General features: G+C 66.6%; 21 protein-coding genes and 1 pseudogene. 5 read left to right on the top strand and 17 right to left on the bottom strand.

What is annotated here, in order from left to right:
- The first annotated feature begins 54 nt into the window (after nucleotides 1–54).
- Nucleotides 55–1,512: an APC family permease gene (locus ABRP28_RS04480; RefSeq protein WP_350002358.1), complete on the top strand. Its 1,458-nt coding sequence runs from the start codon at nucleotides 55–57 to the stop codon at nucleotides 1,510–1,512.
- A gap of 93 nt (nucleotides 1,513–1,605) precedes the next feature.
- Here ABRP28_RS04480 and polA read toward each other — a convergent pair whose 3' ends face one another.
- Entirely contained in the window at nucleotides 1,606–4,248 is a 2,643-nt protein-coding gene (gene polA / locus ABRP28_RS04475) for a DNA polymerase I (RefSeq protein WP_374152967.1), read from the bottom strand.
- 235 nt (nucleotides 4,249–4,483) lie between these two features.
- On the opposite strand from polA, the gene ABRP28_RS04470 reads away from it, so the two are divergent.
- Nucleotides 4,484–4,963: a hotdog fold thioesterase gene (locus tag ABRP28_RS04470; protein WP_350002357.1), complete on the top strand. Its 480-nt coding sequence runs from the start codon at nucleotides 4,484–4,486 to the stop codon at nucleotides 4,961–4,963.
- 3 nt (nucleotides 4,964–4,966) lie between these two features.
- Here ABRP28_RS04470 and ABRP28_RS04465 read toward each other — a convergent pair whose 3' ends face one another.
- A complete protein-coding gene (locus ABRP28_RS04465; protein ID WP_374152926.1) occupies nucleotides 4,967–5,791 on the bottom strand; it encodes a class I SAM-dependent methyltransferase in 825 nt (274 codons plus the stop codon).
- Nucleotides 5,792–6,068: 277 nt separating this feature from the next.
- Between ABRP28_RS04465 and ABRP28_RS04460 the strand changes: the two are divergent.
- Nucleotides 6,069–7,726 (top strand): annotated as a pseudogene (locus ABRP28_RS04460) (DUF222 domain-containing protein).
- Between the two features lie 188 nt (nucleotides 7,727–7,914).
- Here the strand turns inward: ABRP28_RS04460 and ABRP28_RS04455 are convergent.
- From ABRP28_RS04455 to ABRP28_RS04430, 6 genes are all read right to left on the bottom strand, one after another.
- A complete protein-coding gene (locus tag ABRP28_RS04455) occupies nucleotides 7,915–8,481 on the bottom strand; it encodes a dihydrofolate reductase family protein (RefSeq protein ID WP_350002355.1) in 567 nt (188 codons plus the stop codon).
- A gap of 133 nt (nucleotides 8,482–8,614) precedes the next feature.
- The gene (locus tag ABRP28_RS04450; RefSeq protein ID WP_066275545.1) at nucleotides 8,615–8,836 is read right to left on the bottom strand and encodes a hypothetical protein; all 222 of its coding nucleotides are present in this window, start codon (nucleotides 8,834–8,836) and stop codon (nucleotides 8,615–8,617) included.
- Nucleotides 8,833–10,086, bottom strand: a complete 1,254-nt coding sequence (locus ABRP28_RS04445; protein WP_350002354.1) for an inorganic phosphate transporter — start codon at nucleotides 10,084–10,086, stop codon at nucleotides 8,833–8,835. The genes ABRP28_RS04450 and ABRP28_RS04445 overlap by 4 nt, the downstream gene beginning before the upstream one ends.
- 408 nt (nucleotides 10,087–10,494) lie before the next feature.
- Nucleotides 10,495–10,746: a hypothetical protein gene (locus ABRP28_RS04440; RefSeq protein ID WP_350002353.1), complete on the bottom strand. Its 252-nt coding sequence runs from the start codon at nucleotides 10,744–10,746 to the stop codon at nucleotides 10,495–10,497.
- Nucleotides 10,747–10,765: 19 nt separating this feature from the next.
- Complete coding sequence (locus tag ABRP28_RS04435) at nucleotides 10,766–11,452, bottom strand: hypothetical protein (RefSeq protein ID WP_350002352.1); 687 nt, start codon at nucleotides 11,450–11,452, stop codon at nucleotides 10,766–10,768.
- Between the two features lie 119 nt (nucleotides 11,453–11,571).
- Complete coding sequence (locus ABRP28_RS04430) at nucleotides 11,572–12,012, bottom strand: VOC family protein (protein WP_350002351.1); 441 nt, start codon at nucleotides 12,010–12,012, stop codon at nucleotides 11,572–11,574.
- Between the two features lie 132 nt (nucleotides 12,013–12,144).
- On the opposite strand from ABRP28_RS04430, the gene ABRP28_RS04425 reads away from it, so the two are divergent.
- The gene (locus ABRP28_RS04425; protein ID WP_190611817.1) at nucleotides 12,145–12,765 is read left to right on the top strand and encodes an L-threonylcarbamoyladenylate synthase; all 621 of its coding nucleotides are present in this window, start codon (nucleotides 12,145–12,147) and stop codon (nucleotides 12,763–12,765) included.
- 86 nt (nucleotides 12,766–12,851) lie between these two features.
- On the opposite strand, the gene ligD is transcribed toward ABRP28_RS04425, so the two are convergent.
- The gene (gene ligD, locus ABRP28_RS04420; protein WP_350002350.1) at nucleotides 12,852–13,874 is read right to left on the bottom strand and encodes a non-homologous end-joining DNA ligase; all 1,023 of its coding nucleotides are present in this window, start codon (nucleotides 13,872–13,874) and stop codon (nucleotides 12,852–12,854) included.
- Between the two features lie 68 nt (nucleotides 13,875–13,942).
- Here ligD and ABRP28_RS04415 point away from each other — a divergent pair, with 68 nt between their 5' ends.
- A complete protein-coding gene (locus tag ABRP28_RS04415; protein WP_350002349.1) occupies nucleotides 13,943–14,620 on the top strand; it encodes an alpha/beta family hydrolase in 678 nt (225 codons plus the stop codon).
- A gap of 42 nt (nucleotides 14,621–14,662) precedes the next feature.
- Here the strand turns inward: ABRP28_RS04415 and ABRP28_RS04410 are convergent, their stop codons facing one another.
- The 8 genes from ABRP28_RS04410 to ABRP28_RS04375 form a co-directional block, all read right to left on the bottom strand.
- On the bottom strand, nucleotides 14,663–14,815 hold the full coding sequence (locus ABRP28_RS04410; RefSeq protein ID WP_350002348.1) for a hypothetical protein: 153 nt from the start codon (nucleotides 14,813–14,815) through the stop codon (nucleotides 14,663–14,665).
- Nucleotides 14,816–14,969: 154 nt separating this feature from the next.
- Entirely contained in the window at nucleotides 14,970–17,624 is a 2,655-nt protein-coding gene (hrpB, locus tag ABRP28_RS04405) for an ATP-dependent helicase HrpB (protein WP_350002347.1), read from the bottom strand.
- Between the two features lie 159 nt (nucleotides 17,625–17,783).
- The gene (locus ABRP28_RS04400; RefSeq protein WP_350002346.1) at nucleotides 17,784–18,356 is read right to left on the bottom strand and encodes a hypothetical protein; all 573 of its coding nucleotides are present in this window, start codon (nucleotides 18,354–18,356) and stop codon (nucleotides 17,784–17,786) included.
- A gap of 37 nt (nucleotides 18,357–18,393) precedes the next feature.
- The gene (locus tag ABRP28_RS04395) at nucleotides 18,394–18,735 is read right to left on the bottom strand and encodes a hypothetical protein (protein WP_350002345.1); all 342 of its coding nucleotides are present in this window, start codon (nucleotides 18,733–18,735) and stop codon (nucleotides 18,394–18,396) included.
- 118 nt (nucleotides 18,736–18,853) lie between these two features.
- A complete protein-coding gene (locus ABRP28_RS04390; protein ID WP_350002344.1) occupies nucleotides 18,854–19,792 on the bottom strand; it encodes a 5'-3' exonuclease in 939 nt (312 codons plus the stop codon).
- Nucleotides 19,793–19,863: 71 nt separating this feature from the next.
- Nucleotides 19,864–21,870: a VWA domain-containing protein gene (locus ABRP28_RS04385; protein WP_350002343.1), complete on the bottom strand. Its 2,007-nt coding sequence runs from the start codon at nucleotides 21,868–21,870 to the stop codon at nucleotides 19,864–19,866.
- 54 nt (nucleotides 21,871–21,924) lie between these two features.
- Nucleotides 21,925–23,313, bottom strand: coding sequence for a sigma 54-interacting transcriptional regulator (locus ABRP28_RS04380; RefSeq protein ID WP_350002342.1), 1,389 nt, complete (start codon nucleotides 23,311–23,313; stop codon nucleotides 21,925–21,927).
- A gap of 299 nt (nucleotides 23,314–23,612) precedes the next feature.
- On the bottom strand, nucleotides 23,613–24,272 hold the full coding sequence (locus ABRP28_RS04375) for a cyclodeaminase/cyclohydrolase family protein (protein ID WP_350002341.1): 660 nt from the start codon (nucleotides 24,270–24,272) through the stop codon (nucleotides 23,613–23,615).
- Between the last annotated feature and the right edge of the window lie 17 nt (nucleotides 24,273–24,289).

The raw sequence follows: 24,289 nt of genomic DNA, 5'->3' as shown, positions 1-24,289 counted from the left end.
GTACCGGCCCGCGCGAAAATTCTGCCCGCAGTACCCGACCCCTAGCGAGGACACATGCAAGTTTCCCAAGCGGAACAAACACCGGACGCATCCCTGCTGAAAGTCCTGGGCAACTGGGACGCCCTGGCACTCGGATTTGGCGCCATGATCGGTTTCGGCTGGGTGGTCCTCACCGGCGGCTGGATCGCGTCAGCGGGAACCATGGGCGCCGTGCTGGCGATGATCACCGGTGGTGCCATCATGGGCGTGGTGGGCCTGACCTACGCCGAGCTGACTGCGGCCATGCCGAAGGCGGGCGGTGAACACAACTTCCTGCTCCGCGGGATGGGCCCGCGCTGGTCCTTCATCGGCTCCTGGGCCATCACCGGAGGCTACATCACCATCGTTGCCTTTGAGGCCGTGGCACTCCCCCGGACTGCGCAATACCTCTTCCCGAACCTCAGCCAAATCCCCCTGTGGGAAGTGGCGGGCTACCAGGTCCATCTCACGTGGGCGCTGGTGGGGGCTGTAGCGGCGGTAGTGATTACGGGAATCAACATCCTTGGGGTGAAGCTTGCGGGCGTTGCCCAGACGTTCGTGGTGGTCTTCCTGCTGGTCATTGGCCTGATGCTGGTGTTCGGTTCCTTCGTTGGAGGTTCGGCCACGAACATGGAGCCGTTCTTCACGGGCGGCCTGAACGGCTACTTCGCCGTCCTGGTGGTTGTTCCGTTCCTGTTCGTGGGTTTCGACGTCATCCCCCAGTCAGCGGAAGAAGTGAATATCCCGGCACGGCAGATCGGCCGGCTCGTCGTCGTCGCCGTCATCCTCGCCACCATCTGGTACGTCATGACCGTCCTGACCACGTCTTCGGCGATGCCCGCGGGCGAGATAGCGCAGGCCGATATTGCAACTGCCGATGCCATGGGCGCGCTGTTCGGCAGTGACGTGATGGCGAAGATCCTGATTGCCGGTGGAATCGCGGGCATCCTGACCTCCTGGAACTCCCTGCTTCTGGGCGCCTCGCGGCTGATGTTCTCGATGGCGCGCTCCGGCATGCTGCCCGCCTGGTTCGGCAAACTGCATCCGAAATACCGCACTCCGGTCAACGCCCTCGTCTTCATCGGCGTCCTGTCCTTCGTTGCGCCGTTCTTCGGCGTATCGATGCTCGGCTGGCTGGTGGATTCAGGGGCTCCCAGCATTGTCATTGCCTACATCCTGGTAGCCGTGGTCTTTGTGATCCTGCGCCGGCGAGAGCCCCAGATGGACCGTCCGCTCCGCGTGGGTGGACGGGGCAACGGGGGCATCCTGATCGGCATCACCGCCGTGGTCCTGTGCGTCGCACTGCTCAGCCTCTACATGCCCGGCATGCCCGCAGCCCTCACACCGCCGCCGTGGATCCTGTTCGGCCTCTGGTGGGTGCTCGGAGCAGTCCTGTTGTTCCGCATCCCCTCCGGCATCACTCCCGGCGCGGATGCTGAGCACGAGCTTCTGGAGCGGCTGAAGCAGCGGCGGGAGTCGGCAAGGAACATCTGACAACATGCCCTGCCTGGGAGGGCTGGGACCTGCTGACAACGCAGAAGAGGTGGGACGGTTTCGCCGTCCCACCTCTTCTGCGTTGTGCGGGGCTTAGTGCCCGGCGTCGTACCAGCTGGGCCCCACGCCGATCTGGACCTCCAGCGGAACGCTGAGGTCCGCTGCGGCGGCCATCTGCTCGGTAACCAGCTTCTCCACGGCTGCGCGCTCGCCCGTGGAGACTTCCAGGACCAGTTCGTCGTGGACCTGGAGCAGCATCCGCGATTTCAGTCCCTGCGCCCTCAGTTCAGCGTGGACACCCAGCATGGCGCGCTTGATGATGTCCGCCGCCGAGCCCTGGATGGGGCTGTTCAACGCGATGCGCTCGGCGTTCTCGCGCAGCTGCCGGTCCGTGCTGGTCAGGTCCGGCAGGTACCGCCGCCGTCCCTCGATAGTTGCCGTGTAGCCGTCCACGCGTGCCTGGTCCACCACTCCGCGCAGGTAGTCGCGGACGGCGCCGAACCGGTCGAAGTAGTCCTTCATGAGGGTGCGTGCCTCATCCACGGAGATCTCCAGCTGCTTGGACAGGCCGAAGGATGTCAGGCCGTACGCCAGACCGTAGGACATTGCCTTCACCTTGGAGCGCATGGCGCTGGTGACCTCTTCCGTCGGCACGTGGAAGATGTTTGAGCCGACGAACCTGTGGAGGTCCTCGCCGTCCTTGTAGGCCTGGATCAGGCCCTGGTCGCCGGACAGGTGCGCCATGATGCGCATCTCGATCTGCGAGTAGTCCGCAGACAGCAGGCATTCGTATCCCTCGCCCACCACGAAGATGCCGCGGACGCGACGGCCTTCCTCACTCCGGATGGGGATGTTCTGCAGGTTGGGGTTATTGGAAGAGATCCGGCCAGTTGCTGCCACGTTCTGCGCATAGGTGGTGTGGATGCGGCCATCCTCGGCCACCGACTTTTTCAGGGATTCAAGCATCTGGCGCAGTTTCGCGGCTTCCCGGTGTGCCATCAGCTGGACCAGGAACTCGTGCCCCGTCTTCTCCAGGAGGTTTTTCAGCGACGCCGCATCCGTGGTGTAGCCGGACTTGATCTTCTTGGTCTTCGGCAGCTGAAGTTCCTCGAAGAGGACGGTCTGGAGCTGCTTGGGCGAACCTAGGTTGACCTCGTGGCCGATCGCCGCGAACGCCTGTTCCTGTGCCTGGTCGATGACCCTGGCCAGGTCGGCGAGCTGGTCATCCATGCGTGCCATGTCGATGCCGATGCCTGCAAGTTCCATGTCCGCCAGGACCCGGCTGACCGGCAGCTCCAGGGTGGACAGGAGCTCCTCTGCCCGGCGCTCCTTCAGTTCCGATTCGAAGTAGCTGCTGAGGGCAAGGACGACGGCGGCGGCCTGGACCAGCGCGTCGGCGGCGGCGTCGTCCTCCCCGTCGAAGGAGAGCTCCAGCTGACCTGCCTTGGCAGTGGCGCCCGGGATGGCCACGTTCAGGTGGTGCTGGGCAAGCTCAGCGAGTTCATAGGTGCGCCGGTCAGGCTGGATGAGGTAGCCGGAGATGGAGGTATCGTCCACTACGCCCTCGATCTCCAGCCCGCGGGAGGTCAAGGCCTTAAGGGCGGCTTTGAACCCATGCAGCACTTTCGGGGAGGCGGGGTCGCGCAGCCAGGCGGCCAGGACGTTCTCCGTTTCGGCGTCCTGCCCCGAGAGGTCGATGTAGGCGGCGGCACCGTCCCGGACGATGGCCAGCGCTGCCGCGTCCTCGCCGATACTGCCGGGAACCAGGTCCACAGCGACCGCGGAACGCTGTCCGGTGGCGCCGTCGAGAAACGTGGACAACTCCGCGGCGTTGGCGGGCGTGACGTACTCGGGTGTGTCAATGCTTTCCCGCTCGGCGGCCGGCTTGTCCTCATCGCCGTACAGCGCGAAGAGCCTGTTGCGGATGGTCTTGAATTCGAGCTTGTCAAAGAGGTCCTCAAGAGCTGCCTGGTCCGGGCGCGGCTGGTACAGGTCATCGAGTGTGACGGGCAGTTCCAGATCCGTATGGAGCTGGTTCAGCCGGCGGTTCCGCTTCACTGCCTCCACATTCTCGCGGAGGGCGTCGCCCACCTTCCCGCCAATGGAATCCAGGTGTTCCAGGACGCCCTCAAGCCCCCCGTAGAGGTTGATCCATTTAGCTGCGGTCTTCGGCCCGACGCCGGGCACACCCGGAAGGTTGTCCGCGGTCTCGCCCACAAGTGCAGCGAGGTCCGAGTACCTGCCCGGGCTGACGAAATATTTTGCCTCGATGGCGGCGGCGTCCATCCGCGGAATGTCGCTGACGCCCTTCTTGGGATACAGCACAAAGACGTTGTCCGTGATGAGCTGGAACGCGTCGCGGTCCCCCGAGACCAGCAGCACCTCATACCCGGCCTTTTCACCCATGGCCGCGAGGGTGGCCAGGATGTCGTCAGCCTCATACCCGGGCATCTTGATGGTCTTGATGCCCCAGGCCTCCATGACCTGGCCGATGAGGTCGATCTGGTTGTTCATCTCCCGGGGGGTTTCGTTCCGGCCACCCTTGTATTCGCTGTATTCGGTCTTGCGGTGGGTGGACTCGTCGGAAACGTCAAAGGCAACCGCTATGTGTGTTGGCTGCTGCTCCTTGATGAGGTTGATCAGCATGGACGTGAATCCATGGATCGCGTTGGTGTGCTGCCCGTTGGTGGTTGAGAACTTGTCCGCAGGAAGAGCAAAAAAAGCGCGGAATGCCATGGAGTGGCCGTCCAGGACCAGGAGCCGCGGCTGGCCGGTCATGGGAACGACGGGGGCAGCGGTTGCTGAAACAGACGCGGCGGCCGGGACCTCAACATTGTCCTGACCTGCACCTTCCCCGGCTGAAGCGTCCTTAAGGGCGGTAGAGCCCAGCGGGGCGTTGTCCTCCTGCAGGGTTTGGGACGGGAAAGGGGCCGGTTTGGTTGTTTCACTCACAGGTGCCAGCCTAGTTGCCATGATGGACAATTTCACGCCCGGCCCCTTCGCCGAGGAGCTTTCTGCCGCCGGCATCCCTGAGCACCTGCACGCCTGGCTTGGCCGGTTCGGGATTGGTGCACTGGTGGTGAAAATGGGGATCCGGTTCCAGGAGATGAGCCCCGAGCGCAGCGTTGCCACCATGCCCGTGGAGGGCAACACGCAGGTTGCAGGAATCCTGCACGGCGGGGCGCACGTGGTGCTGGCCGAAACGCTGGGGTCTTTCGCGGCCGGGATGCACGCAGGGCCGGGGCGCCATGCGGTGGGCATCGAAGTCAACGCCACCCATCACCGCTCCATCGCTACCGGAACCGTGACGGGGACGTGCACCGCCATCCATTTGGGCCGGACACTGGCCACCCACGAGATCGTGATGACAGACGAGCAGGGCAGACGGCTCTCAACGGCGCGCATCACCAACATGATCCGGGATAACGTCCCACCAACAGGGCAGGAATAGGGGTTAGCCTGGCTCCCCGTTTTCCCTTGCCTTCGACAGCGTGAAGATCCCATAGCGCATCGCACCGGTGCGGTAGGCCAGGATGAGCCGGGGGATGCTCAGAACAAAGATGCGATTGCGTGCGCCAAGGGCGAGGCGACGGGTCTCGCGATCGGCGAGCAAGGCCTTCGTAAGACGACGGGCGCAGATCGTCCACGTGCGCGCGACGCGGCGGCTGACGTCCTCATAGCCATCGATAGCAAATCCCGCCGCCCTGGCCATCGCCTCATAGTCTTCGCGCGTGCCCATCGAGGGCAGGCGCCCTTCGCGGCAGATCGGTTCGAGCAGGTGGCGGACCTTCCAGCCGCCGGCATCGGTCTCGGCGAGCCACGCGCAGACGACGAAGCGGCCGCCGGGCGACAGTACGCGGTGCGCCTCGTCGAAGAACCGGGGCTTATCCACCATGTGCTCGCTTGACTCAATCGCCCATGCGGCACTCGCCGAGGCATCGGGCAGCCCGTTGGCGAGCCAGTCGCGGAGATGGATGTGTACATCGGGTACGGGATGCGCGGTGGCGTAGTCGGCCTGCGCAGCGGAAAGCGTAAAGCCGGTAACGCGGATCCTGTGTGCCGCCGCGAGTTGCCTTGCTGTGGAACCGTAGCCGCAGCCGATGTCGACGCACGTTTCGCCTGGCAGAAGCTGCAGCCGACTACCGACCGTGTCGACTAGCGCTTCGACGGCCTCGGCGGGCGTCTCGCCACCCGAAGTCCACAGCCCATGATGGACATGCTCACCCCATACCCGGCGATAAATCGGATCGAGCTCGTCGTAATGATCGGCGACCGTCACAGCATTCGGGGAACTCTTCGGGACGATCACGCCCTTTACGTTATATCGCCGGCCCATTCACCGGAAGGTCTCAGCACACGACTCCACAGCTTCCAGAGTTTTGCCGAAAACGTGTCCGGCATTTCATCAGAAGGTTGCCAGATGCTGAAAGATCAACCCGGGAACTTTAGACTCATCATCAATTCGTGCGACTGCTCGAGTTCTTCGCCACGGAGCCGAAATCCTGCGCGGGCTGGCCGTACCCGTGATTGTCAGACCCTCCCCCGATGATTAGTACATGGGCAGGGAAGCGGTGGAGAAGGCTTTTGCGGACATCCGCGCCGCCCTTGCTGTGCTCAACGCTGAGGTGGACGGGTCTGGTGCGGAGCCGTTTTCGGCTGCTGATCCGTTGACCGGGTTGGCCGATGGGAACCTGGACATCCTCGCCGGCGCCAAGGAAGCAGAAGCCGGGCTCGCAGGCCTGAAAGCCCGGGCTGCCATGAAGTACGCCGACACCGCCCACGCCCTTGCACCGGACATGCCGGCCCGGACGCAGGAGATGGCCATCGCCGCGGAAATCGGGGCCGTGCTGGCCATCGGGGCCCGGGCCGCAAACACGTTCCTCGCCACGTCCCACGCCCTGGACACGACCTTGCCCCTGACACTCTCGGCCCTGCAGGCCGGAGCAATCTCGTGGCAGCACGCCCTGGCCCTGGCGGACGAGGCCGCCACCCTCGACTCCGCCGGCGCCGCCGCCCTCGAGGCCCACTTCCTCGACCCCAACACGCCCAGGCCCGCCACCGCGGCCGCGATCGGGGAAATCCCCCGCACCGCCTCCGGCACAAAGCCCGCACCTGGCGCGAACGCCACCACACAGAATCCATCGAAAAACGCCACACCAAGGCTGTGGTGGACCGGCGGGTCGAGTACCGGCCGGACCAGGACGGCATGGCCTGGCTCTCCGCCTACCTCCCCGCCGACCAGGCAATAGCGGGCTGGAACCGGCTCAACGCCCTCGCCCGGGCCGCACAAGGACCCAACGAACCACGCACCCTCACCCAACTCCGGGCCGACCACTTCGCCCAAGCCATCCTCACCAGCGGCACCAGCCGCGGTACTGGTGACAATTCCAGCGTCCGTACAGTCAAGAACACAGACATCGGCGGCAGCGACTGGGCGGGCAACGACCGCTGGGCCGGTAACAGCACATGCATCAGCGGCGGGCCAGGCAGCGACGACGGGGCAGGCGCAGGGGCGGATCATGCCGGGCTGTCCTCGACGGTCCGTGCGCAGGTCCTCGTCACCGTGCCGGTATTCTCGCTCACGGGCCTGACCGATGAGCCGGCCATGCTCGACGGCTTCGGGCCGATCCCGCCGTCCATGGCGAGGGACCTCGTCGCGAACGGCGCCGATTCCTTCCACCGGGTCCTGGTCGACCCCAGGGACGGGGCCCCATTGGAGATCGGCCGGACCAGCTACCGGGTCACCAAAGCCATGCGGAACTGGCTCCGGATGCGGGACGGCAAATGCCCCTTCCCCGGCTGCAACAACAACTCGTTGGACAACGAAGCAGACCACCTCCTCGCCTGGCAGCACGGAGGCAGTACGGGAGTAACGAACCTGGGCCAACCCTGCCCGAAACACCACAAACTCCGACATACCAGCGGGTGGACACCAACACCAGCCACCAAAACTGAACCACCCGGCTGGACAACACCCACCGGCCGCCACTACAAAAGCGAACACCAGGACTGGGAACCACCCCACTGGCCGGAAACAGTCTTACCGGCCCTGCCCGCGCACCTGAAACCACGGGAACGCCACAAGGGACAAGCCCACCGCCCGCCGCCCTGCACGTCCATGCCCACTGAGCCTGCCGGCCACACGGATCTGCTTCATCGACCGCTGTCCCTGGCAGAAGTCGAACTGGAGCGGTTTTTAGACTCCAGCGGCTGACTGCCCGCCAGTCCAGTTCACGGGCAAGTGCATCTGGGAGCAGCCTCGAAAATCAGTCCGCAGTATGGGAACCTCCCCTTGCGCGATATCGTCGGCCACCGGCCCAAACTTCTGCGGTCAAAGCACGCTGCTTGCTGCAGCTGTGGATTACTACGGCCGTACATAGCTGACGCTTGCTGAGCGCCCAGTTACGTAGTGCCGCTGGCGGCCGAGCGGCCATCGAGGAGGTACCGCAGCTCCACAATGCCCCTGCCCATGGTGCGTGAGGCAACCAGCTCAAGCGGCGGCGTCGGCCCTTCCAGGGGGAGCAGCCGTTTGCCGTTTCCCAGCACCACGGGAATCACCGACAGGATGATTTCGTCCAGCAGGCCGGCGGCAGCGAACTGCGCTGCCAGGTTGCCGCCGCCCACCACCCAGATGTTCTTGCCGCCTGCGTCCCGTTCGAAGTCCGCCGCGAATTCGGGAACGTCCCCGCGGACGAACGTGATGTCAGAGCCCGCCGGCGCCGTGTACTCATGGTGGGTGAACACGTAGGAGGGTGTGTCCGGGTAAGGCCAATTGTCCGGTTCATGTTCCAGAAGCCAGGAATAGGTTTCACCACCCATGACGATGCAGCCCACATCCGCCATGAACGACTCATAGCTTTCCTTGCCGCCCTCAAAGCCGTCGAACTGCAGGAGCCAGCCCAGGTCGTCAGTGGGGGTGGCAATAAAGCCGTCCAGAGACGCGGCGACAAAATACTGGATACGAGGCATGGGCCAAGCCTAGCCAACCGCGCCAGCACCTTCCAGAGCCCGGTAGACATGCATGTGCCGAGAAGAAAACGTCCTCGAACGAAGCATCAGGCGGAGCCAGGACCCCCCTGGTGCAGCGGCACCAGGGGGCTCGTCAGCCGGAGAAGTAGGGGATGATCAGGTACAGCCCGAAGAGGACTGCCAGGCTGCACAGGCCGAAGCAGATGTAGGCAAGGGACCGCTTGATGCCCGGGGATGTCTGCTGGACGTCCGCGGCGATGGCCGTAAGACGTACGCCGAGCGAATACAGGACCACCACCGTGACCGCAGCAGCCAATGTGGCGCCGGCAACGGTCAGGAGTTCCAACCACTTCATCGCTGAGTCTCCTTCTGGTTGTTGGCGTCAGCGTCAGCATCTGCCTGCGCCTTGGCTTTCGCATGGGCGCGGGCACGCGCCATGGCCTTCTTCTTCGCGAAGCGCACGGCCTGGCCTGCTTCCTCCACCTCGATGGCGTTGTGGTGGCCGACGGCGGACTTCCGTGCGTAGAAGAACATAAAGAGCACTGCTGCCGTGCCGGCGACGGCGGCGATCAGGACGCCGATGACACCGGTCTTCACCAGCAGCGCGGTGAGGGCGCCCACGATGCCGGCGGCTGGGAGGGTGAAGAGCCAGCCCAGGGCGATCTTGCCCACCATGCTCCAGCGCACGCTGGTACCCTTGCGGCCCATTCCGGATCCAATGACGGAACCGGAAGCCACCTGGGTGGTGGAGAGCGCAAAGCCGAGGTGCGAGGACGCAAGGATGGCGGAGGCTGTGCTGGTCTCGGCCGCGAACCCCTGGGCGGGCTTCACTTCGGTGAGACCGGCGCCCATGGTGCGGATGATGCGCCATCCGCCGGCATACGTGCCGATGGCGATGGCGAACGCACAAGCGGCAATGACCCAGAGCTGGGGGCCGGATCCGGTCTCCTGCGTGCCTGCCGCGATCAGGACCAGCGTGATGATACCCATGGTCTTCTGGGCGTCGTTGGTGCCGTGGGCAAGGGCCACCAGGCTTGAGGTGAAGATCTGTCCGGTGCGGAAACCGCCGCGCTTCTGGGTGAGCTTGCTGCCCGTCTCCGGGTCATGCCGGGACGTCAGGGCGTATGCCAGGCGCGTGCAGATGTAGGCGACGATGCCGGCGATCAGCGGGGCGAAGATGGCGGGGAGGATGACCTTCTGCATCAGGCCCTCGAGGTTGATCGAGTTGAAGCCGATGCCGGCGATCGCGGCGCCGATCAAGCCCCCGAACAGCGCATGCGAGGAACTCGACGGCAGGCCCTTGAGCCATGTGATCATGTTCCAGAGGATGGCCCCCATGAGGCCGGCGAAAATGATGTCCGGGGTGATCTGGATCCCGTCCGACCCTTCCCGGATGATTCCGCCGGAGACCGTCTTGGCCACCTCGGTGGACAGGAATGCGCCCACAAGGTTCAGGATGGCCGCCAGCGTCACCGCGGTCTTCGGCTTGATGGCGCCGGTTGCAATGGGCGTGGCCATGGCATTCGCGGTGTCATGGAAGCCGTTCGTGAAGTCGAAAAATAGTGCCAGTGCGATGACCAGCGCCACCATGAAGGTGATATCCACCTGTTGCCCAATCTGCAGAGTCGACGTTCAGCAGTTTCATCTCCCCCGGCTGCCTTGCACAGCATAATTCACCAGCTGTTCGCTTGGAATGACCTGTGGCGTTAACACAACCGGCGTGAAACCCTATCGATCGTACGCGTCCACGGCATCAGGTCAAAACAACGGCCGCACCAGAAACGACCGCACCTGCTGCAGTTCGGCAGGCGAAATTCCGCGCCTCGGGTCCGGAGACAAAGCCAGGATCCGGCGGCCAAGGAGCCTGGCCCAGGACTGCGCCTCCGCCTCGAACCCAAGCTGGTCATCGATCCAGGCCACGGCTTCCGGACCGGTCTCTTCAACATCGTCCTGGATGGCACGAAGCTTCCACCAGCCGGCGCCAGTACCCGCCCCATCCGCGGTCAGATAGGGCTACTGAGCCCCGTTAAGGCCGATGGCGGGGCATAAATACTGCGGTGCGAGTTCCTCCCAGCTTGTGAGCCATACGCAACGCACCCCTGCCATGGCGGCAATCCCGTTCAACGCGTCCACCAGTTCCGGCGCGTAGGCCACGGGCAGGAGCCCCGCATCGGAATGTTGCCAGCCGGATCCCCAGCCGCTGGCGCCCTCCGGTCCGAACGGACAAATAACGCCGTCCACATCGATGTAGAGCGTGCGGGTCACGGCCGGCAGTCCAGGAAACCTAGCGGTGCCGGAAGTCCGACGGTTCCCGGCCGGCGTCCAGCCCTGGCGCCACCTGCGCCTCGAGGGCGGCGACCGCGGCATCGGGCAGGACGATCAGGCCATCGAGCTCGCGGCGGGCGCGCTTGTAGGCCGCCTGCCGCTCGGCTGGCGTGGCGGCATGGTCCCCGGCGATCCTGAGTAGCTGCCGGGCAGTGGCAAGGCGTTCACGTTCCGGGCCCGTGAACTTGCTGTCCCTGATCCGCCGGGCTTCACGTTCGGCCACGTCCAGCGCCACAGCGAAGCTGTTGACTGCCTTCCGGTAGGCCTCCAGCCTCGTTGGCGAAGCCATGTCCGCAGCGGAATCCGGGCGCATGCCGTCCGCTTCCCTTTTCGCCCGGAGGAAGGCGACGGTGAGCGGTTCGCGGACATCGGTCATGAGCGGAAAATCAATGAGCTTCCCAACGTCCAGTTCGTAGTCAAGCCAGCGCTTGTTGGTGGCGTCGTGGGTGGCGACAAGCGCATCGACGTCCGCCGCGGAAGCCCGTTCGGACTCCCGGGCCTGGTTCCTGAGCTTGTACAGCTCCACCCGGCGTTGGTGCCGCCGCTCACCGGCTCTACGGAGCGAGTTTGCCCAGTGCCCGGCAAAAGCGATCGCCGGGAAGACCAGCCACCATTTGTCGTCAAGGAACTCAAAAAGGGATTCCACGGGTCCATCCTCGCACCGCCCCGCAGCCTCCTCAAGAACCCGGACCCGACGTCAGAAACGGGCGTCGGCCCCAGTATCGGAGCGGCGCCCCGGAAAACCGCGAACCTCCGTAGTGCCGGTCAGTCCTGGCGCGTTTCCGGGGCGCCGTGGGCACCGTTGACGTTGACCAGCCAGGCCACGCCGAAACGGTCGGTGCACATGCCGAAGATGTCACCCCACGGCGACTGCTCCATGGGCACGGTTACCGTCCCGCCGTCGGCGCTGAGCTTCTCGTAGTAGCCGCGGAGCTCCGCTTCATCGTCGCCGCTGAGGGAGATGGAAATGGACGCCCCCGGGGTGTACCCCATGCTGTTGGGCGTGTCGGCGCCCATCAGCACCATCCCCTGGGTGGTGGTCAGCATGCCGTGCATGATCTTCTCCGACTCGGCAGGATCGTCGCTGGCCTGGAACTCCCCGAAGGTGCTCAGGGTCAGCTCCCCGCCAAAGACGGCCTGGTAGAAATTCATGGCTTCGCGGGCGTTGTCGCGGAAGCTGAGGTAGGGATTGAGGGTGGTTGGCATGGTGGATCTCCTTGGAGTGGGGACGGAGCATGGTGGAACCAGACACCATCCTGCCTCAAACGAAGGGCCGGTGGTAGGGGAATTCGGGGCAGGTGGTGCACAAGTGTCCGGCCGGGCCGTAGGCTCTGGGGCATGGCCAGATACTTTGACGTTCACCCCCAGGACCCCCAGCCGCGCGCCATCACCCAGGCGGTCAAGATAGTGCTCGACGGCGGCCTGATCGCCTACCCCACGGATTCCTGCTATGCGCTGGGCGCCCAGGTGGGTAACAGGGACGCCCTGGACCGGATCAGGAGCATTCGCCGCCTGGACGACAAACACCACTTCACGCTGGTCTGCAGGGATTTTGCCCAGCTGGGGCAGTTCGTGAACATCGGGAATGATGTGTTCCGCAGCATCAAGGCAGTCACCCCGGGCGGCTACACCTTCATCCTTCCGGCAACGAAGGAAGTTCCCAAGCGGTTGCTGCATCCCAAGAAGAAGACTGTTGGCGTGCGGATCCCGGACAACCGCGTGGTCCAGGCACTGCTGGCGGAACTGGGTGAGCCGCTGCTCTCCAGCACCCTGCTGCTGCCGGATGAGGAGGACCCGCTGACCCAGGGCTGGGAGATCAAGGAACGCCTGGACCACCAGGTGGACGCTGTGATCGATGCCGGTGACTGCGGTTCCGAGCCCACTACCGTCATTGACTTTTCCAGCGGCGTGGCTGAGGTGGTCCGGCGCGGAACCGGAGACCCGTCCCGCTTCGAATAGACGGAACCGCCAGCCGGTCCTGGCACAGGTATCCAGCCGGTCCGGTCGCAGGTATATCGACGGCGGCCCGCCCCTTCCGGGGTGGGCTAGGCCTGTTTCCGGGCCCTGCTGGGCTGCACCCGGGGCGGCTCCCCCGGCATTTTGGGGTAGTCCGGCGGGAACGGAAGCTCGCCCAGCCCTGACTTAAGGTCCCGTTCCCACCAGTCCAGCAGGGTGTCAATGGTCCCAGGCTTGCTGTGCATGCCAGCCCACGGGTCACCGACGGTTTTGAGGCGGTCCGGCACGGTCAGGATGGTGAAGTCCTTCGGGTCCACGCGTTCCAGCTCGTCCCAGGTGATGGGGCAGGACACCGGGGCATGGGCCAGCGGCCGCGGGCTGTAGGCGCCGGCGATGGTCCGGTCCCGGTTGGCCTGGTTGAAGTCCACGAACACCCTCTGGCCGCGCTCCTCCTTCCACCAGGCCGTGGTGACCTGGTCCGGCATGCGGCGCTCCAGTTCCCGGGCCGCGGCGATCACGGCATGCCGGACGTCAAGGAACTCCCGGGACGGTTCGATAGGGGCATAGACGTGAAGTCCACGGTTGCCGGACGTCTTGATGAAGCATTCCAGTCCTGCCTCTGCCAGCACCTCCTTCAGCGCCAGCGCAGCCGGGACAGCGTCGTCAAAGTCCGTTCCGGGCTGGGGGTCGAGGTCGATGCGCAGCTGGTCGGGGTTGTCCGTGTTGTCCGCCCGCGAAGGCCAGGGGTGGAACACGATGGTGTTCATCTGCACGGCCCACACGGCCGCGGCAGGTTCGTCCAGTATCAGCATGGGATGCGAGCGGGCGCTCGGGAACACCACAGGGGTGGACCTTATGAATTCCGGGGCGCCCTTGGGCGGGTTCTTGGAGAAAAACATCTCCCCCTCAATGGTGCCCGAATACCTTTGCAGCGCCACCGGCCTGCCGCCGTTGGCAGCCATAAAAGCTTCGCCGACGTCGGTGATGTACCGCGCCAGGTCGAGCTTGGTGATCCCGGGTTCGGCCCAGATCACCCTGCTGGGGCTGGAGATGCGCATCTCGCGCTCGCCGTGCGGGCCCTGGACCGTGAGGGTGGTCTGTTCACTCGCCATGGGGACAACGTACACCCCCGGATCGAAGGACCGGCAGATTTGCTCAGCCTGTCCGGCAAGATGGAGGAATGTCCGTTTCAGCATCAGACTTCCGCATCCCTGTGGGCGAGGGCACGGTGCCTGCCGTCTTTGCCCGCCCCGACAACCCGTCCGCCACTGTGGTGGTGGCCCATGGTGCGGGCGCCGGCATGGAACATCCCTTTATGCACGGGTTTACCCACGCGTTGAACGCCTTGGGAATCGCTACCCTGCGCTTCGACTTTCCCTACCGCGAGGCGGGACGAAAATTTCCGGACCGGCCACCAGCGGCAATCGCCGCCTGGCGCGCGGTGATGGCGGCCGCGGCAGAACGGGCTGCAGAATACGGCGATACCGGTCCGCTGTGGGCGGCCGGCAAGTCCTTCGGCGGCCGGATGGCCTCGATGGCGGTCGCGGAGGGAATGGACGCCGCCGGGCTGGTGTACCTGGGGTACCCCCTGCATGCTCCGGGGAAGCCCGAGAAGCTGCGGGACGCTCACCTGTACGGCATCACCGTCCCCATGCTTTTCCTCCAGGGCAGCCGGGACACGTTCGCCACCCCTGCGCTCCTGGAAGACGTGGTGGGACGGGTTGGGCCCTCCGCCGTCCTGCAGTGGGTGGACGGCGGTGACCATTCCTTTGCTGTGGCCGGCCTCAAGCGCTCCCCGGCAGAGGTGGGTGCCTCCCTGGCGGAGCCGGTGGCCCGCTTTATCCATTCCTCCGGCTGACGCCCGGAAAGTCACGGGGCCTGCCTTGTGGAAGACCGGCTGTCAGGCCGCTTCTTCGTGCCACCAGCCTTCCCAGGCTGCGGAGGTGAACTGTCCTTCGGGGAATTCCGTGCTGCCGGTGCCTCCGGTGTGGAAGCGGCTGTCATCGCCCCGGCGGCCGTCGAGCAGGAGGTTGAGGCTGTTGAGGATAAACATCTGTAGGTCCTTCCATGTCTGCGTGTGGACCACGCTGTCCAGGTGGAAAAGAGCCTATGCGGCGCATGTTTCAGCGGGTCGACTGGAAGTAACAAGCATGTATCGGACATCTCACGCACCGTTCACGGGCCGGGGAGGCTGCCCCGGCGGGACGCTAATTACGCTGTTTGGTCCGTGCAGTGGCAGGCGCGGACCAGGGATCTTCGGGCCAGGGATGCTTCGGGTAGCGGCCCCGCATTTCGGCGCGGACCTGGCCATACGGGCCGGACCAGAATGATGTCAGGTCGCCGGTAACAGCCAGCGGGCGCCGGGCCGGTGAGAGCAGATGGAACAGCACCGGCACCCGGCCGTCGGCCAGGCGGGGCGTGGCGGCCAGCCCGAAGCACTCCTGGAGTTTGACGGCCACCACCGGCGGGGCCGTGGCATCCGACCATTCGGGATAGTCAATCCGCACCCTTGAGCCGCTGGGAACTTCCAGGGTTTCCGGGGCGAGCTCATCCGTCCGGGCTGCCTCCGGCCAGGGAAGCAGCCGCCGCAGCGGCCCGGCAAGGTCCACCGCGTTCACGTCTGCGCCGGCCGCAAGCGCCTCCAGCTCCGGTCCCAGCCAGTCCTGCAGGCGGCGGAGAAGCCCCGCCTCCGATACGTCCGGCCACGGCTCCCCCAGCTCACGATGCAGGAAAGCAAGCCGCCGGCGCAACGCCGCTGCCGCCGTCGACCAGTTCAGGACAGCCAGTCCTTCCTTCTGCAGCGCTCCTGCCAGCGCGGCCCCGCCCTCGGCAGGCGAGGGACGCACCGGGGTGGAGGCGAGCACGATCGCGCCGAGCCGCCGGACCCTGCGCGCGGTAACGCGGCCCTGGGTAAAGGCGGCCTCCACCGCCTCAACCACGAGGTGGGATGCGGCTGATGCGGCGATGCTGGCGGAGAGTGGGGCTGCGGCGCGGATCACGGCGCCCGTTCCGGCGGAGTCCCTCCCACCGCCGCGGGACACCTCAGCCACTGCCAGCCATTCGTGCCCGGACAGGCTGCTTCCGGCGGGCAGTCCTGCCCGGGTTCCGGAGGACAGCAGGTACTGCTCGGGACCGTCGCCGGGAACCCTGCGTGCCACGCGGTCGGGGAAGGCAAGGGCGACGACGGCGCCCACCAGGGCGCTCCCGCCGGCAAGGGGCGGCAGTGCGGGAGCTCCTGGCAGGGGTCCCGCCTGCTGCGCCAGGACCTGGAGGCGGCGGCTTTCATCTGCCCAGCGCCGGCCGGCGGGGCCTTTGTCGCTGCGGAGTTCGGAGAGGAGGCGCGGCAGGTCGGCGCCAGGCGCCCGCGCATCACCGGCCACGGCGGCCACCACTTCTGCCGCCGCCCTGGGGCCGGCGGCAGCGGCGCCGTCGAGCAAGGCGCGGCCCAGCCGCGGATCAACCGGGAGGCCCGCCAGCGTCCTGCCGGCACCGGTAATGTTGCCGTCGCCGGCCACAGCACCAAGTTCGTGCAGGATTTCCATGGCATCATCCATGGCCTGCTCCGGCGGGGTGTCCGGCAGGGCGAGGCCTTCCCCGCGCGGTGACCCCCAGCACGCCATCACCAGTGCGGCTCCGGCGAGGTCAGCCACGGTGATTTCCGGAGTCACGTGGGCGGGGGCGGCACCAAACCCCTGCTGGCTGTAGCAGCGGACTACCGTCCCAGGGCCCTGGCGGGCGGCGCGTCCGGCACGCTGGTCAGCGGAAGCCCGTGAGCAGGAAACCGTCACCAGCCCGTTCATTCCCCGGGCGGCGTCGCGCCGCGGCTCACGGGCCAGTCCCGAGTCAATGACCAGCCGGACCCCCGGCACGGTCAGCGATGACTCGGCCAGATCCGTGGAGACGATAATCCTGGCGTTCTCCCCCGGCCCGCGCCCGGACACCGCCCGGTCCTGCTCGGCGGCGCCCACCCTGCCGTGCAGTTCCAGCACGTCAGTCCCCGGCCCCACGCGGCTGCGCAGCCCTGCCGCAACCTGCGAGACTTCCCATGCCCCCGGAACGAAGACCAGGGCGTCCGCAGCGCTGTCCGCTGCCAGCGCCTGCCGGTGGGCCTCCGCGGCGGTCCCTGCAACGAAATCAAGGAAAGTGCGGGTCACTCCCCTGCCGTCCAACCGCTGGCCGGGCCCCGGACGCCACTCCGTCCGCAGTGGATGGAGCGCCGAGGGACAGTCGACGACGGGAGCCGGCCCGCCGCCGTCGTGATCCCCCAGCAGGGCAGCGAATCTGGGAGCGTCAAGGGTGGCGGACATGGCGACGACGGTAAGGTCACCGCGCAGCTGGCGTACTTCAGTGAGCATGCCGAACAGGACGTCCGTTTCGAGGCCGCGTTCGTGGACCTCATCCAGGACCACTGCGCCTGCCAACGGCAGGTCCGGAGCGGCCAGCAGTCGGCGCAGCAGGATGCCTGGCGTGACGAATTCTATGAGCGTTCCGGATCCGGCCTGCCGCTCTCCGCGGACGGTATACCCCACCCGGTTGCCCAGCGGGCTGCCGTCCAGGGCTGCAAGCCTGCGGGCGGCGGCACGGGCAGCTACCCTGCGCGGCTGGGTGACCATAACCGTACGGTGCCGCCCGCCGGGACCCGCAGGCAGTCCCGCCACGAGGTTTGCCAGCAGGGGCGGAACCAGGGTGGTCTTGCCCGTTCCCGGGGGCGCCTGCACTACTGCCGCTCCTCCCGGCTCGCCATCGCCCAGCGCTTCGGCCAGGGCCGGGAGCGAGTTGGCAAAGGGCAGGCCGGCGCCGATGGCCCGGAGGTGGAAGGCCTGGCCAGGTGGCGGTTCCTGCCGTCCGCTCGGGGAAGTCATCCCTCCATTTTGCCCGGCCAACCGGTGCACTGCGGACCACGTCCTCGCCCTGCACCATACTCGGGACAAAGGGTTCGGGACAAAGGGCTCAGGACATTGGACCCAGGGCACTGAATCCAGGGCACCCCGGACTGCAGCGGAAGGAACAGGCCTCGGGGCTTAGGGCCTTCCGGCGCCCTTGCCCTTTTCCCTGGCTTCCTTGGCAGCGTCAGGCAGGTCCTGTTGCTGGGCGGCAGGCTCAGGCGCCGGAGCGGGAGCGGCGGGTGCTTCCGGCTGGGATTGAACAGCCGGGGGTTCTGCCACGGGCGCCGGCGCCGTTTCCGGTGCCGTCTCCGGGGCCGTGACACTCACCGTGGGCGTTTCCGCCGCAGTTACCGCTGCTTTCGCATCTCTGGCCGAGGCCGCCTGGGCTGTAATGGTGCGGGTTACGTCTGCTCGGACCGCCTCAAGCGCGGCGTCGATGCCGCGGTAGCGGGCCGCCGAGATCGCACCCTGGCCGGCGGCCAGGTCCAAGTCCCGCTCAAGCGCCTCAACGGCATCGAGGACCCCGTCCAGCCTGTTCTCCGCAGCAGCCTGGGTGATGTTGAGGACGCGGATCTGGAAACCGCGAAGAGTGGCCTCATCCGAATCGGCACCGCCGAAAGCCGGGGAAACCACGACGGCAGCGGCGGTGAGGGCGGCCGCTGCCAGCGCTGCAGCTACTCCAGCCCATACCCTCCGTTGGGGGCGCACTGGGGCGCCGCCCTGCGCCGGAGACGGCTGGAGACGATCAGGCGGCATGCCGGCCCCGCAACGGGACGACGGCGGCAGGCCGGGGGTAGAGGATGGTCACGGCCGCCGTGTCCCCTGCCGGCGGGGCCACTGCTGCGGCTTCCGTTGCAGGGACCGCCACGAGGCGCGCCGGCGATGGCCGTGACGCTGTTCCGGCAATCATGCGGCGCACCGCAAACCGCACCAAGGCTGCGAGCAACTGCCCGAGTCCGAGGCCCAAGAGAACATGGCCGGCGAGATACTGGCCACCATTGCCCGCGGCACCGTACGGCGCGCTGGCCGCCAAGCCCGCTCCGGAAGCGGCCGCCAGGGCCCAGATGGCAACAACAATTGCATTCATTCGTTCGACCCGCTCCCGCCACTGGTAATTAATCAGCAAGCTTAGTACTAATGGTCAGCAAGCTTACTACCTGACGCGGATGAAGCAAGCTCGGCGCCGGAGGAGGAGTGCGCCGGGGCTAATGCCGCCGTTCCAAAGCCGTGAGGAGCCGCCTTACGGAACCACCCAGGTTCCACTCAGTGGCCAGCCGCTCGAGCTCGACCCGCGGCTCGCCTGAAACGGGATTCAGTTCCGCGCCTGCCTGCTCCGGAGTGGGCAGGTCCAGGTCCCGCACCAGCCTCACCACTGTGGGGGCAACCGAAAGGTAGTCCGCGGCGGCGGCCAGCTTGGCCTTCACGGGGGCCGCCATGCCGCTGCCTGGAAGCCCAGCCGCCTCCAGCAGCCCCTCCAAGGTTCCATACTTCAGCAGCAGGGAGGCCGCGGTTTTTTCACCGATTCCGGCAACCCCCGGCAGGCCGTCCGAGGCGTCGCCGCGCAATGTCGCGTAGTCGGCGTACTGCTGGGGCAGCACCCGGTACCTGGCCACCACTGATTCTTCGGTGATGACCTCAAGGTTCTTCATGCCGCGGGCGGTGTAGATCACGCGGACCTGGCGTTCGTCGTCGCAGACCTGGAAAAGGTCGCGGTCCCCGGTGACTACATCGACGGGAAGGTCCGCGTGGCTCGCGTACGTGCCCACGACGTCGTCGGCCTCATGGTGGGGCGCGCCCACAATAGCGATGCCGGCTAGCCCAAGCACCTGGCGGATCATGGGAAGCTGCGCCTCCAGCGCGTCCGGGACAACTTCGATGTCAGGGGCACCCGTGACGGCTTCCGCCACCCGGTGGGCCTTGTAGGTGGGCAGGAGATCCACCCGCCACTGCGGGCGCCAGTCGTCATCCCAGCACGCGATGAGGTGCGTTGCGTGGTAGTCCGTGGTCAGCCGGGCGATCATGTCCAGCAGGCCGCGGACGGCGTTGACCGGTGTGCCGTCCCCGCGGCGGATCGTGTCCGGCAGGCCGTAAAAGGCGCGGAAGTACAGCGATGCAGTATCCAGCAGCATGAGGCGGTCAGGCATGCTTCGATCCTCACATGGATAGGCTTGGAAACGGGGCAACGCCTCCGGCCCTTTTACCGGCGGCCCCTTGGCTAGGAAGCCCAGTCGGAATCGCCGAAGACCCGTCCCCGGAAGTGCGCGCGGAGGTACTCCCCCACCACGGCGGCGCCCAGTTCCCCTGCCTCGGGAGCCACCACCCGGCCGCCCACCCTGCGGGCCATGCGCCGGACGAACCGTTCCAGGCTGGGGTCCGAGCCCAGCCTGAAGAACGTGGCCTGCGTGCCCGCGCGCCCCAGCCGGTCGAGCTCCGCCACTGTCACGCGGATGGTTTCCGGGTCCGGCGGCCAGCAGAACCACGGTTCGCCTTCCGGCAGCAGGTGTGCCGTGGGCTCGCCGTCCGTGACCACCAGGAGGAACGGCTGCATGGAAGGGTGCTTGCGGAAGAAGCGGCCGGCCAGCAGCAACCCGTGATGGAGGTTTGTTCCTTGCTCCCGCAGCGGCGGCAAAGCGGTGAGTTCACCGATGTCCATCGCCTGGGCATGGCGGCCGAACGTGATCAGTTCCAGCCTGTCGCCGCGGAAACGGGTGGAGACCAGGTGGTGGAGCGCCAGCGCGGTGCGTTTCATGGGAACCCACCTTCCCTCGGCGGCCATCGAAAAGGACACATCGACAAGAAGGACGACGGCGGCCTGCGTGCGCGCTTCCGTTTCGCTGACTTCGATGTCCGCCGGGGTGAGGCGGAGACCGCTGCCCGGGGTTCCACCGCCCGCCGCTGTGCGGCTGATCGCGTTGGTCAGCGTTCGGGTCACGTCCCAGGGCTCCGCGTCCCCGAACTCCCATGGACGGCTTGATCCGGTCTGCTCCCCGGCCGCCCCGGCCTCGCGGGTGTCCCTGCGCCCCTGCCGGCCTGACAGCTGCCTGGCGGTGTCCCGCAGCAGCGACTTGCCCAGCCGCCGCATGGCCTGTGGTGAGAGCCGGAGGTCCCCGTCCGTGCCCCGCCGCAGGTAGCCTCCCTCCTGCATGGCACGTTCGATGTCGGACAGCGTGCGGGCGGTGACTACGGCGTCCGGTCCCAACTGGCGGGCCAGGGCATCCAGGTCCAGGTCGCCCAGGGTGGAGCCGTTGTAGGACTGGGAGAGCTGTTCGGCAAGGTCGTCCAGTTCGGCGATGTCCTGGAGCACTCCGGTGCCGTCGCCCAGGCCCAGGCCCTCCTGGCCTTCGAAGCGCTCCGAGCCGGTCCAGTCCTCACCGGGGCGCAGGGCGCGCAGGCTGTCGTCGAGCTGGTCAAGCTGGGCCATGAGCTCCGGTGATCCGAAGGCCTGGGCGGAAAGCCGCATCAGCTCGTCGCGCTGCTCGGGGGACATGGACTGCAGGAGCCGCTGGGCAGCAGCGGCCCGCTTGGCAAGGGCGTCGATCAGTTCCTCAACCGACTGCGGGTTCTCAGGAAAGTAGTCGCCGTGCCGGGCCATGAACTCCTGGAAGTCGGCATTGGCATCCTCGCCGCGGCGGTGTTTGTCCAATAGCGCGTTCAGGTCGCGCAGCATTGCGCTGACGGCTTCGCGGTCCTGCTCCGTGGCGCCCTCCAGTGCCTGCTTCATGCCCGCGAACCGCTGGTCCAGGGCCTCGCGGCCCAGCAGGTCCTTGATCCGCTCGTAGGCTTCCCGTGCCGTGCCGGATTGCCAGTCATAGGAGGCCAGGTCCTTGACGGCCGCGGCGGTGGACGCGGGCAGGTTCTGCAGCTGCATTTCCCGGAAGGCGCGGTCGGCGTTGTCCATCATGGCATCGCGGGCCAGCTGCTTGCGTTCCTCCAGCACGGCAGTGTCCAGGAGCTTCTTCACCTCCTTGAGGGTGCCGTCCAGGTTGTGCCGGCCCAGCAGGTCATTCCGGCGCTCCTGCACGCGCCTGGCGAGATCGTCCAGGCCTTCCCGGTTCCGCCCGCCGCGCCGGAGGAACTCCTGCAGGGCGTGGCGGGGCGAGTATCCTGCCATCACGTCCTCGGCGACGGCGTCAAGCGCCTCCGCCAGGTCAACCGGCGGGGCGAGCGGGTCCGGTCCGCCGGCGTACCGGCCGTACCGGGCGGAATGGTTATGGATGTTCATGGTGCCGTCCGTCCCTCGCTTCAGCCGTTTGCCCAGCCACGCACCGTGGTGCCCTCAGCCGTAGACCGTCTCTTCGTCGTCGGACTCCTTGGAGATCCGCCGGGCCAGGTAAAGCCCCTCCAGCGCCAGTTCGATGGCCGCCGCCCGCTGGCCCTCGTTCTCCGCACCGAGGCGGCTGCCGATCTCGTCATACAGGCCTGCCCCGTTCAGGGAAGGCAGGCCTTCAAGGAACTCCCGTGCAGTCACGTGCTCCCCCGTGGTCACCGTGGTGTGGCCGTCCAGCGCTGCCACCAGCGGGCCCATGTCCAGGCCCTGGTAGTGAGCCCGCACGGCTTCGGCGGTGGAGGTGCGCAGGAGGTGGTCAAGGACGGCCTGTTCGCGGCCTTCCTCACCGGATTCGAATTCGATCTTGCCGCTGAGGACTTCCACCGCGGTGTCCAGGTCCACGATCCGCGCTACAGCCTCTGCCTCCCCGCGCATGCTGGCACGGCGAAGCGCGGCGGCTGCCACCGTTTCGGCCCCGGCAATGGCGAACCGTGCCGAGACCCCGGAGGTCTGGTTGATCGCCGGAGACTGCCGCAGCGCACGGGTGTAGCGGGCCAGGATTTCGAGGATCACCGGCGGGACATCGGCCACCAGCTGCCCCTCCTGCCGGATCACGGCCACCTCGTCGTCCAGCTCCAGGGGGTAATGGGTCCTGATCTCCGCACCGAAGCGGTCCTTCAGCGGCGTGATGATCCTGCCGCGGTTGGTGTAGTCCTCCGGGTTGGCGGAGGCGACAACCAGCACGTCCAGTGGAAGCCGGAGCACGTAGCCCCGGATCTGGATGTCGCGCTCCTCCATCACGTTGAGCATTGACACCTGGATCCGTTCGGCAAGGTCCGGCAGTTCGTTGATGGCAATAATGCCGCGGTTGGAGCGCGGGACAAGGCCGTAGTGGATGGTTTCGGGGTCTCCCAGCCTGCGGCCCTCGGCCACCCGCATCGGGTCGACGTCGCCAATGAGGTCCGCGACGGAGGTGTCCGGGGTGGCGAGCTTCTCCACATACCGTTCCGACCGGTGGCGCCAGGCCACCCGCAGCCGGTCACCCTCCGTCAGGGCAAGCGCGCGGGAATGATCCATAATGGGCTCGAACGGGTGTTCGTTCAGTTCCGAGCCCTCGATGACAGGCGACCATTCGTCCAGGAGCCCGGCCAGGGTGCGCAGGAGCCGCGTCTTGCCCTGCCCGCGCTCGCCGAGCAGGACCACGTCATGCCCGGCGATCAGGGCACGCTCAAGCTGGGGAAGCACGGTCCGGCCGAAGCCGTACATCCCTGGCCATGGATCCTCACCGGCCGCGAGCGCGGCGAGCAGGTTTCCACGGATTTCCTGGCGCAGGTCCTTGAGGACATGGCCGGAGGCACGCAGTTCACCAACGGTGAAAATATCGGGACGAGGAGTCACCACTCCACCGTAGCCCCGCATCAGCCGCGGATCGAGGACTTTTTCGCGTACGCCCGGGGGTGGTCCTGGCTTACGCTTGGCGCCACGACTGCTGAGCGCGCCTTGGTTATCCTGTTGAACTCCACCGCTGAACCGCTGGCTGGCTAAGGCACACCGGTACCCGGCGCAATATGCCCGGCGCAATAAGCCCCGCACCTTGCGCGGCAGCGAAAGTGTTGCGTGGCTTCCGGACCGCCCTGATCATCCCTTAATGGTCGCGAGCAGGACCGCAGTTGCTTCCCGGCAGCTGCTGCGGGACGTCAGGCGACGTCGGTGGGCGCCGCGCGGTCATCAACAGCCGCGGTGTGGTGGTCGATGCGTTCAAGGGCTGCGGTCAACTGCTCGACAGCAGACCACAGGCCCGGGTGCTGCTCCCTGATCTGCTCCAGGGTGGCCCCGGCAGACCTGAGGGTGGCAAGGTCGAAGCTGACGTTGGTGCGCGCCCCGGCCACCGCCGCCCTCAGTGCACCGAATCCGACAACGACATCAGCTATGAGGGCCGGATTGCCGTGGGCGGCAAGCCAACCAAGGTCATCAATGGCAGCTACAGCCCGCTCGCCCAGCACAGCCGATGCTTTGGCTGCAGCGACGGATGCACGGTGAATTGCCGCGTCCCGTTCCGGGCCCCGTTCGAGGCGAAAGGCAGCGCCGAACGCCTCGGAGGCGGCAGCGTCGTCGTCGGCCAGCTTAAGGGCGGCCTCCCTAAGCGCACATGCACGCTCGTGCAGGCAGGCGAGCTCCGCCTGCTGACCTTCCTTCGGTTCGGTATAGCCGGCAACCATTGAGGCCAGGGACGCGGCAATGGCAAGCATCACGCCTGTCCCGGCCCCTCCGCCCGGCGAACCCTTGGACTCCGCAAGGGCACGCGTCCACTCCTCAACGGTTGAGTGTCCGGTGGTGGCAGCATCGGTATCAGTCATGCCATCAAGTGTGCCCG

Source organism: Pseudarthrobacter sp. WHRI 8279 (assembly GCF_040224115.2).
Lineage (GTDB): Bacteria > Actinomycetota > Actinomycetes > Actinomycetales > Micrococcaceae > Arthrobacter.
Note: the sequence above shows the minus strand (reverse complement) of the source record. Positions and strands in the feature narration are given on the sequence as shown.

Excerpts from the sequence above, each read along its gene's own strand:
- ABRP28_RS04470 (WP_350002357.1), top strand. The coding sequence starts at position 4,484 with ATGATGGACAATTTCACGCCCGGCCCCTTCGCCGAGGAGCTTTCTGCC.
- ABRP28_RS04385 (WP_350002343.1), bottom strand. The coding sequence starts at position 21,870 with ATGAACATCCATAACCATTCCGCCCGGTACGGCCGGTACGCCGGCGGA.
- hrpB (WP_350002347.1), bottom strand. The coding sequence starts at position 17,624 with ATGACTTCCCCGAGCGGACGGCAGGAACCGCCACCTGGCCAGGCCTTC.
- ABRP28_RS04390 (WP_350002344.1), bottom strand. The coding sequence starts at position 19,792 with ATGCCTGACCGCCTCATGCTGCTGGATACTGCATCGCTGTACTTCCGC.
- ABRP28_RS04395 (WP_350002345.1), bottom strand. The coding sequence starts at position 18,735 with ATGAATGCAATTGTTGTTGCCATCTGGGCCCTGGCGGCCGCTTCCGGA.
- ABRP28_RS04415 (WP_350002349.1), top strand. The coding sequence starts at position 13,943 with ATGTCCGTTTCAGCATCAGACTTCCGCATCCCTGTGGGCGAGGGCACG.
- ABRP28_RS04450 (WP_066275545.1), bottom strand. The coding sequence starts at position 8,836 with ATGAAGTGGTTGGAACTCCTGACCGTTGCCGGCGCCACATTGGCTGCT.
- ABRP28_RS04410 (WP_350002348.1), bottom strand. The coding sequence starts at position 14,815 with ATGTTTATCCTCAACAGCCTCAACCTCCTGCTCGACGGCCGCCGGGGC.
- ABRP28_RS04480 (WP_350002358.1), top strand. The coding sequence starts at position 55 with ATGCAAGTTTCCCAAGCGGAACAAACACCGGACGCATCCCTGCTGAAA.
- ABRP28_RS04375 (WP_350002341.1), bottom strand. The coding sequence starts at position 24,272 with ATGACTGATACCGATGCTGCCACCACCGGACACTCAACCGTTGAGGAG.
- ABRP28_RS04455 (WP_350002355.1), bottom strand. The coding sequence starts at position 8,481 with ATGCCTCGTATCCAGTATTTTGTCGCCGCGTCTCTGGACGGCTTTATT.
- polA (WP_374152967.1), bottom strand. The coding sequence starts at position 4,248 with ATGGCATTCCGCGCTTTTTTTGCTCTTCCTGCGGACAAGTTCTCAACC.
- ABRP28_RS04425 (WP_190611817.1), top strand. The coding sequence starts at position 12,145 with ATGGCCAGATACTTTGACGTTCACCCCCAGGACCCCCAGCCGCGCGCC.
- ligD (WP_350002350.1), bottom strand. The coding sequence starts at position 13,874 with ATGGCGAGTGAACAGACCACCCTCACGGTCCAGGGCCCGCACGGCGAG.
- ABRP28_RS04430 (WP_350002351.1), bottom strand. The coding sequence starts at position 12,012 with ATGCCAACCACCCTCAATCCCTACCTCAGCTTCCGCGACAACGCCCGC.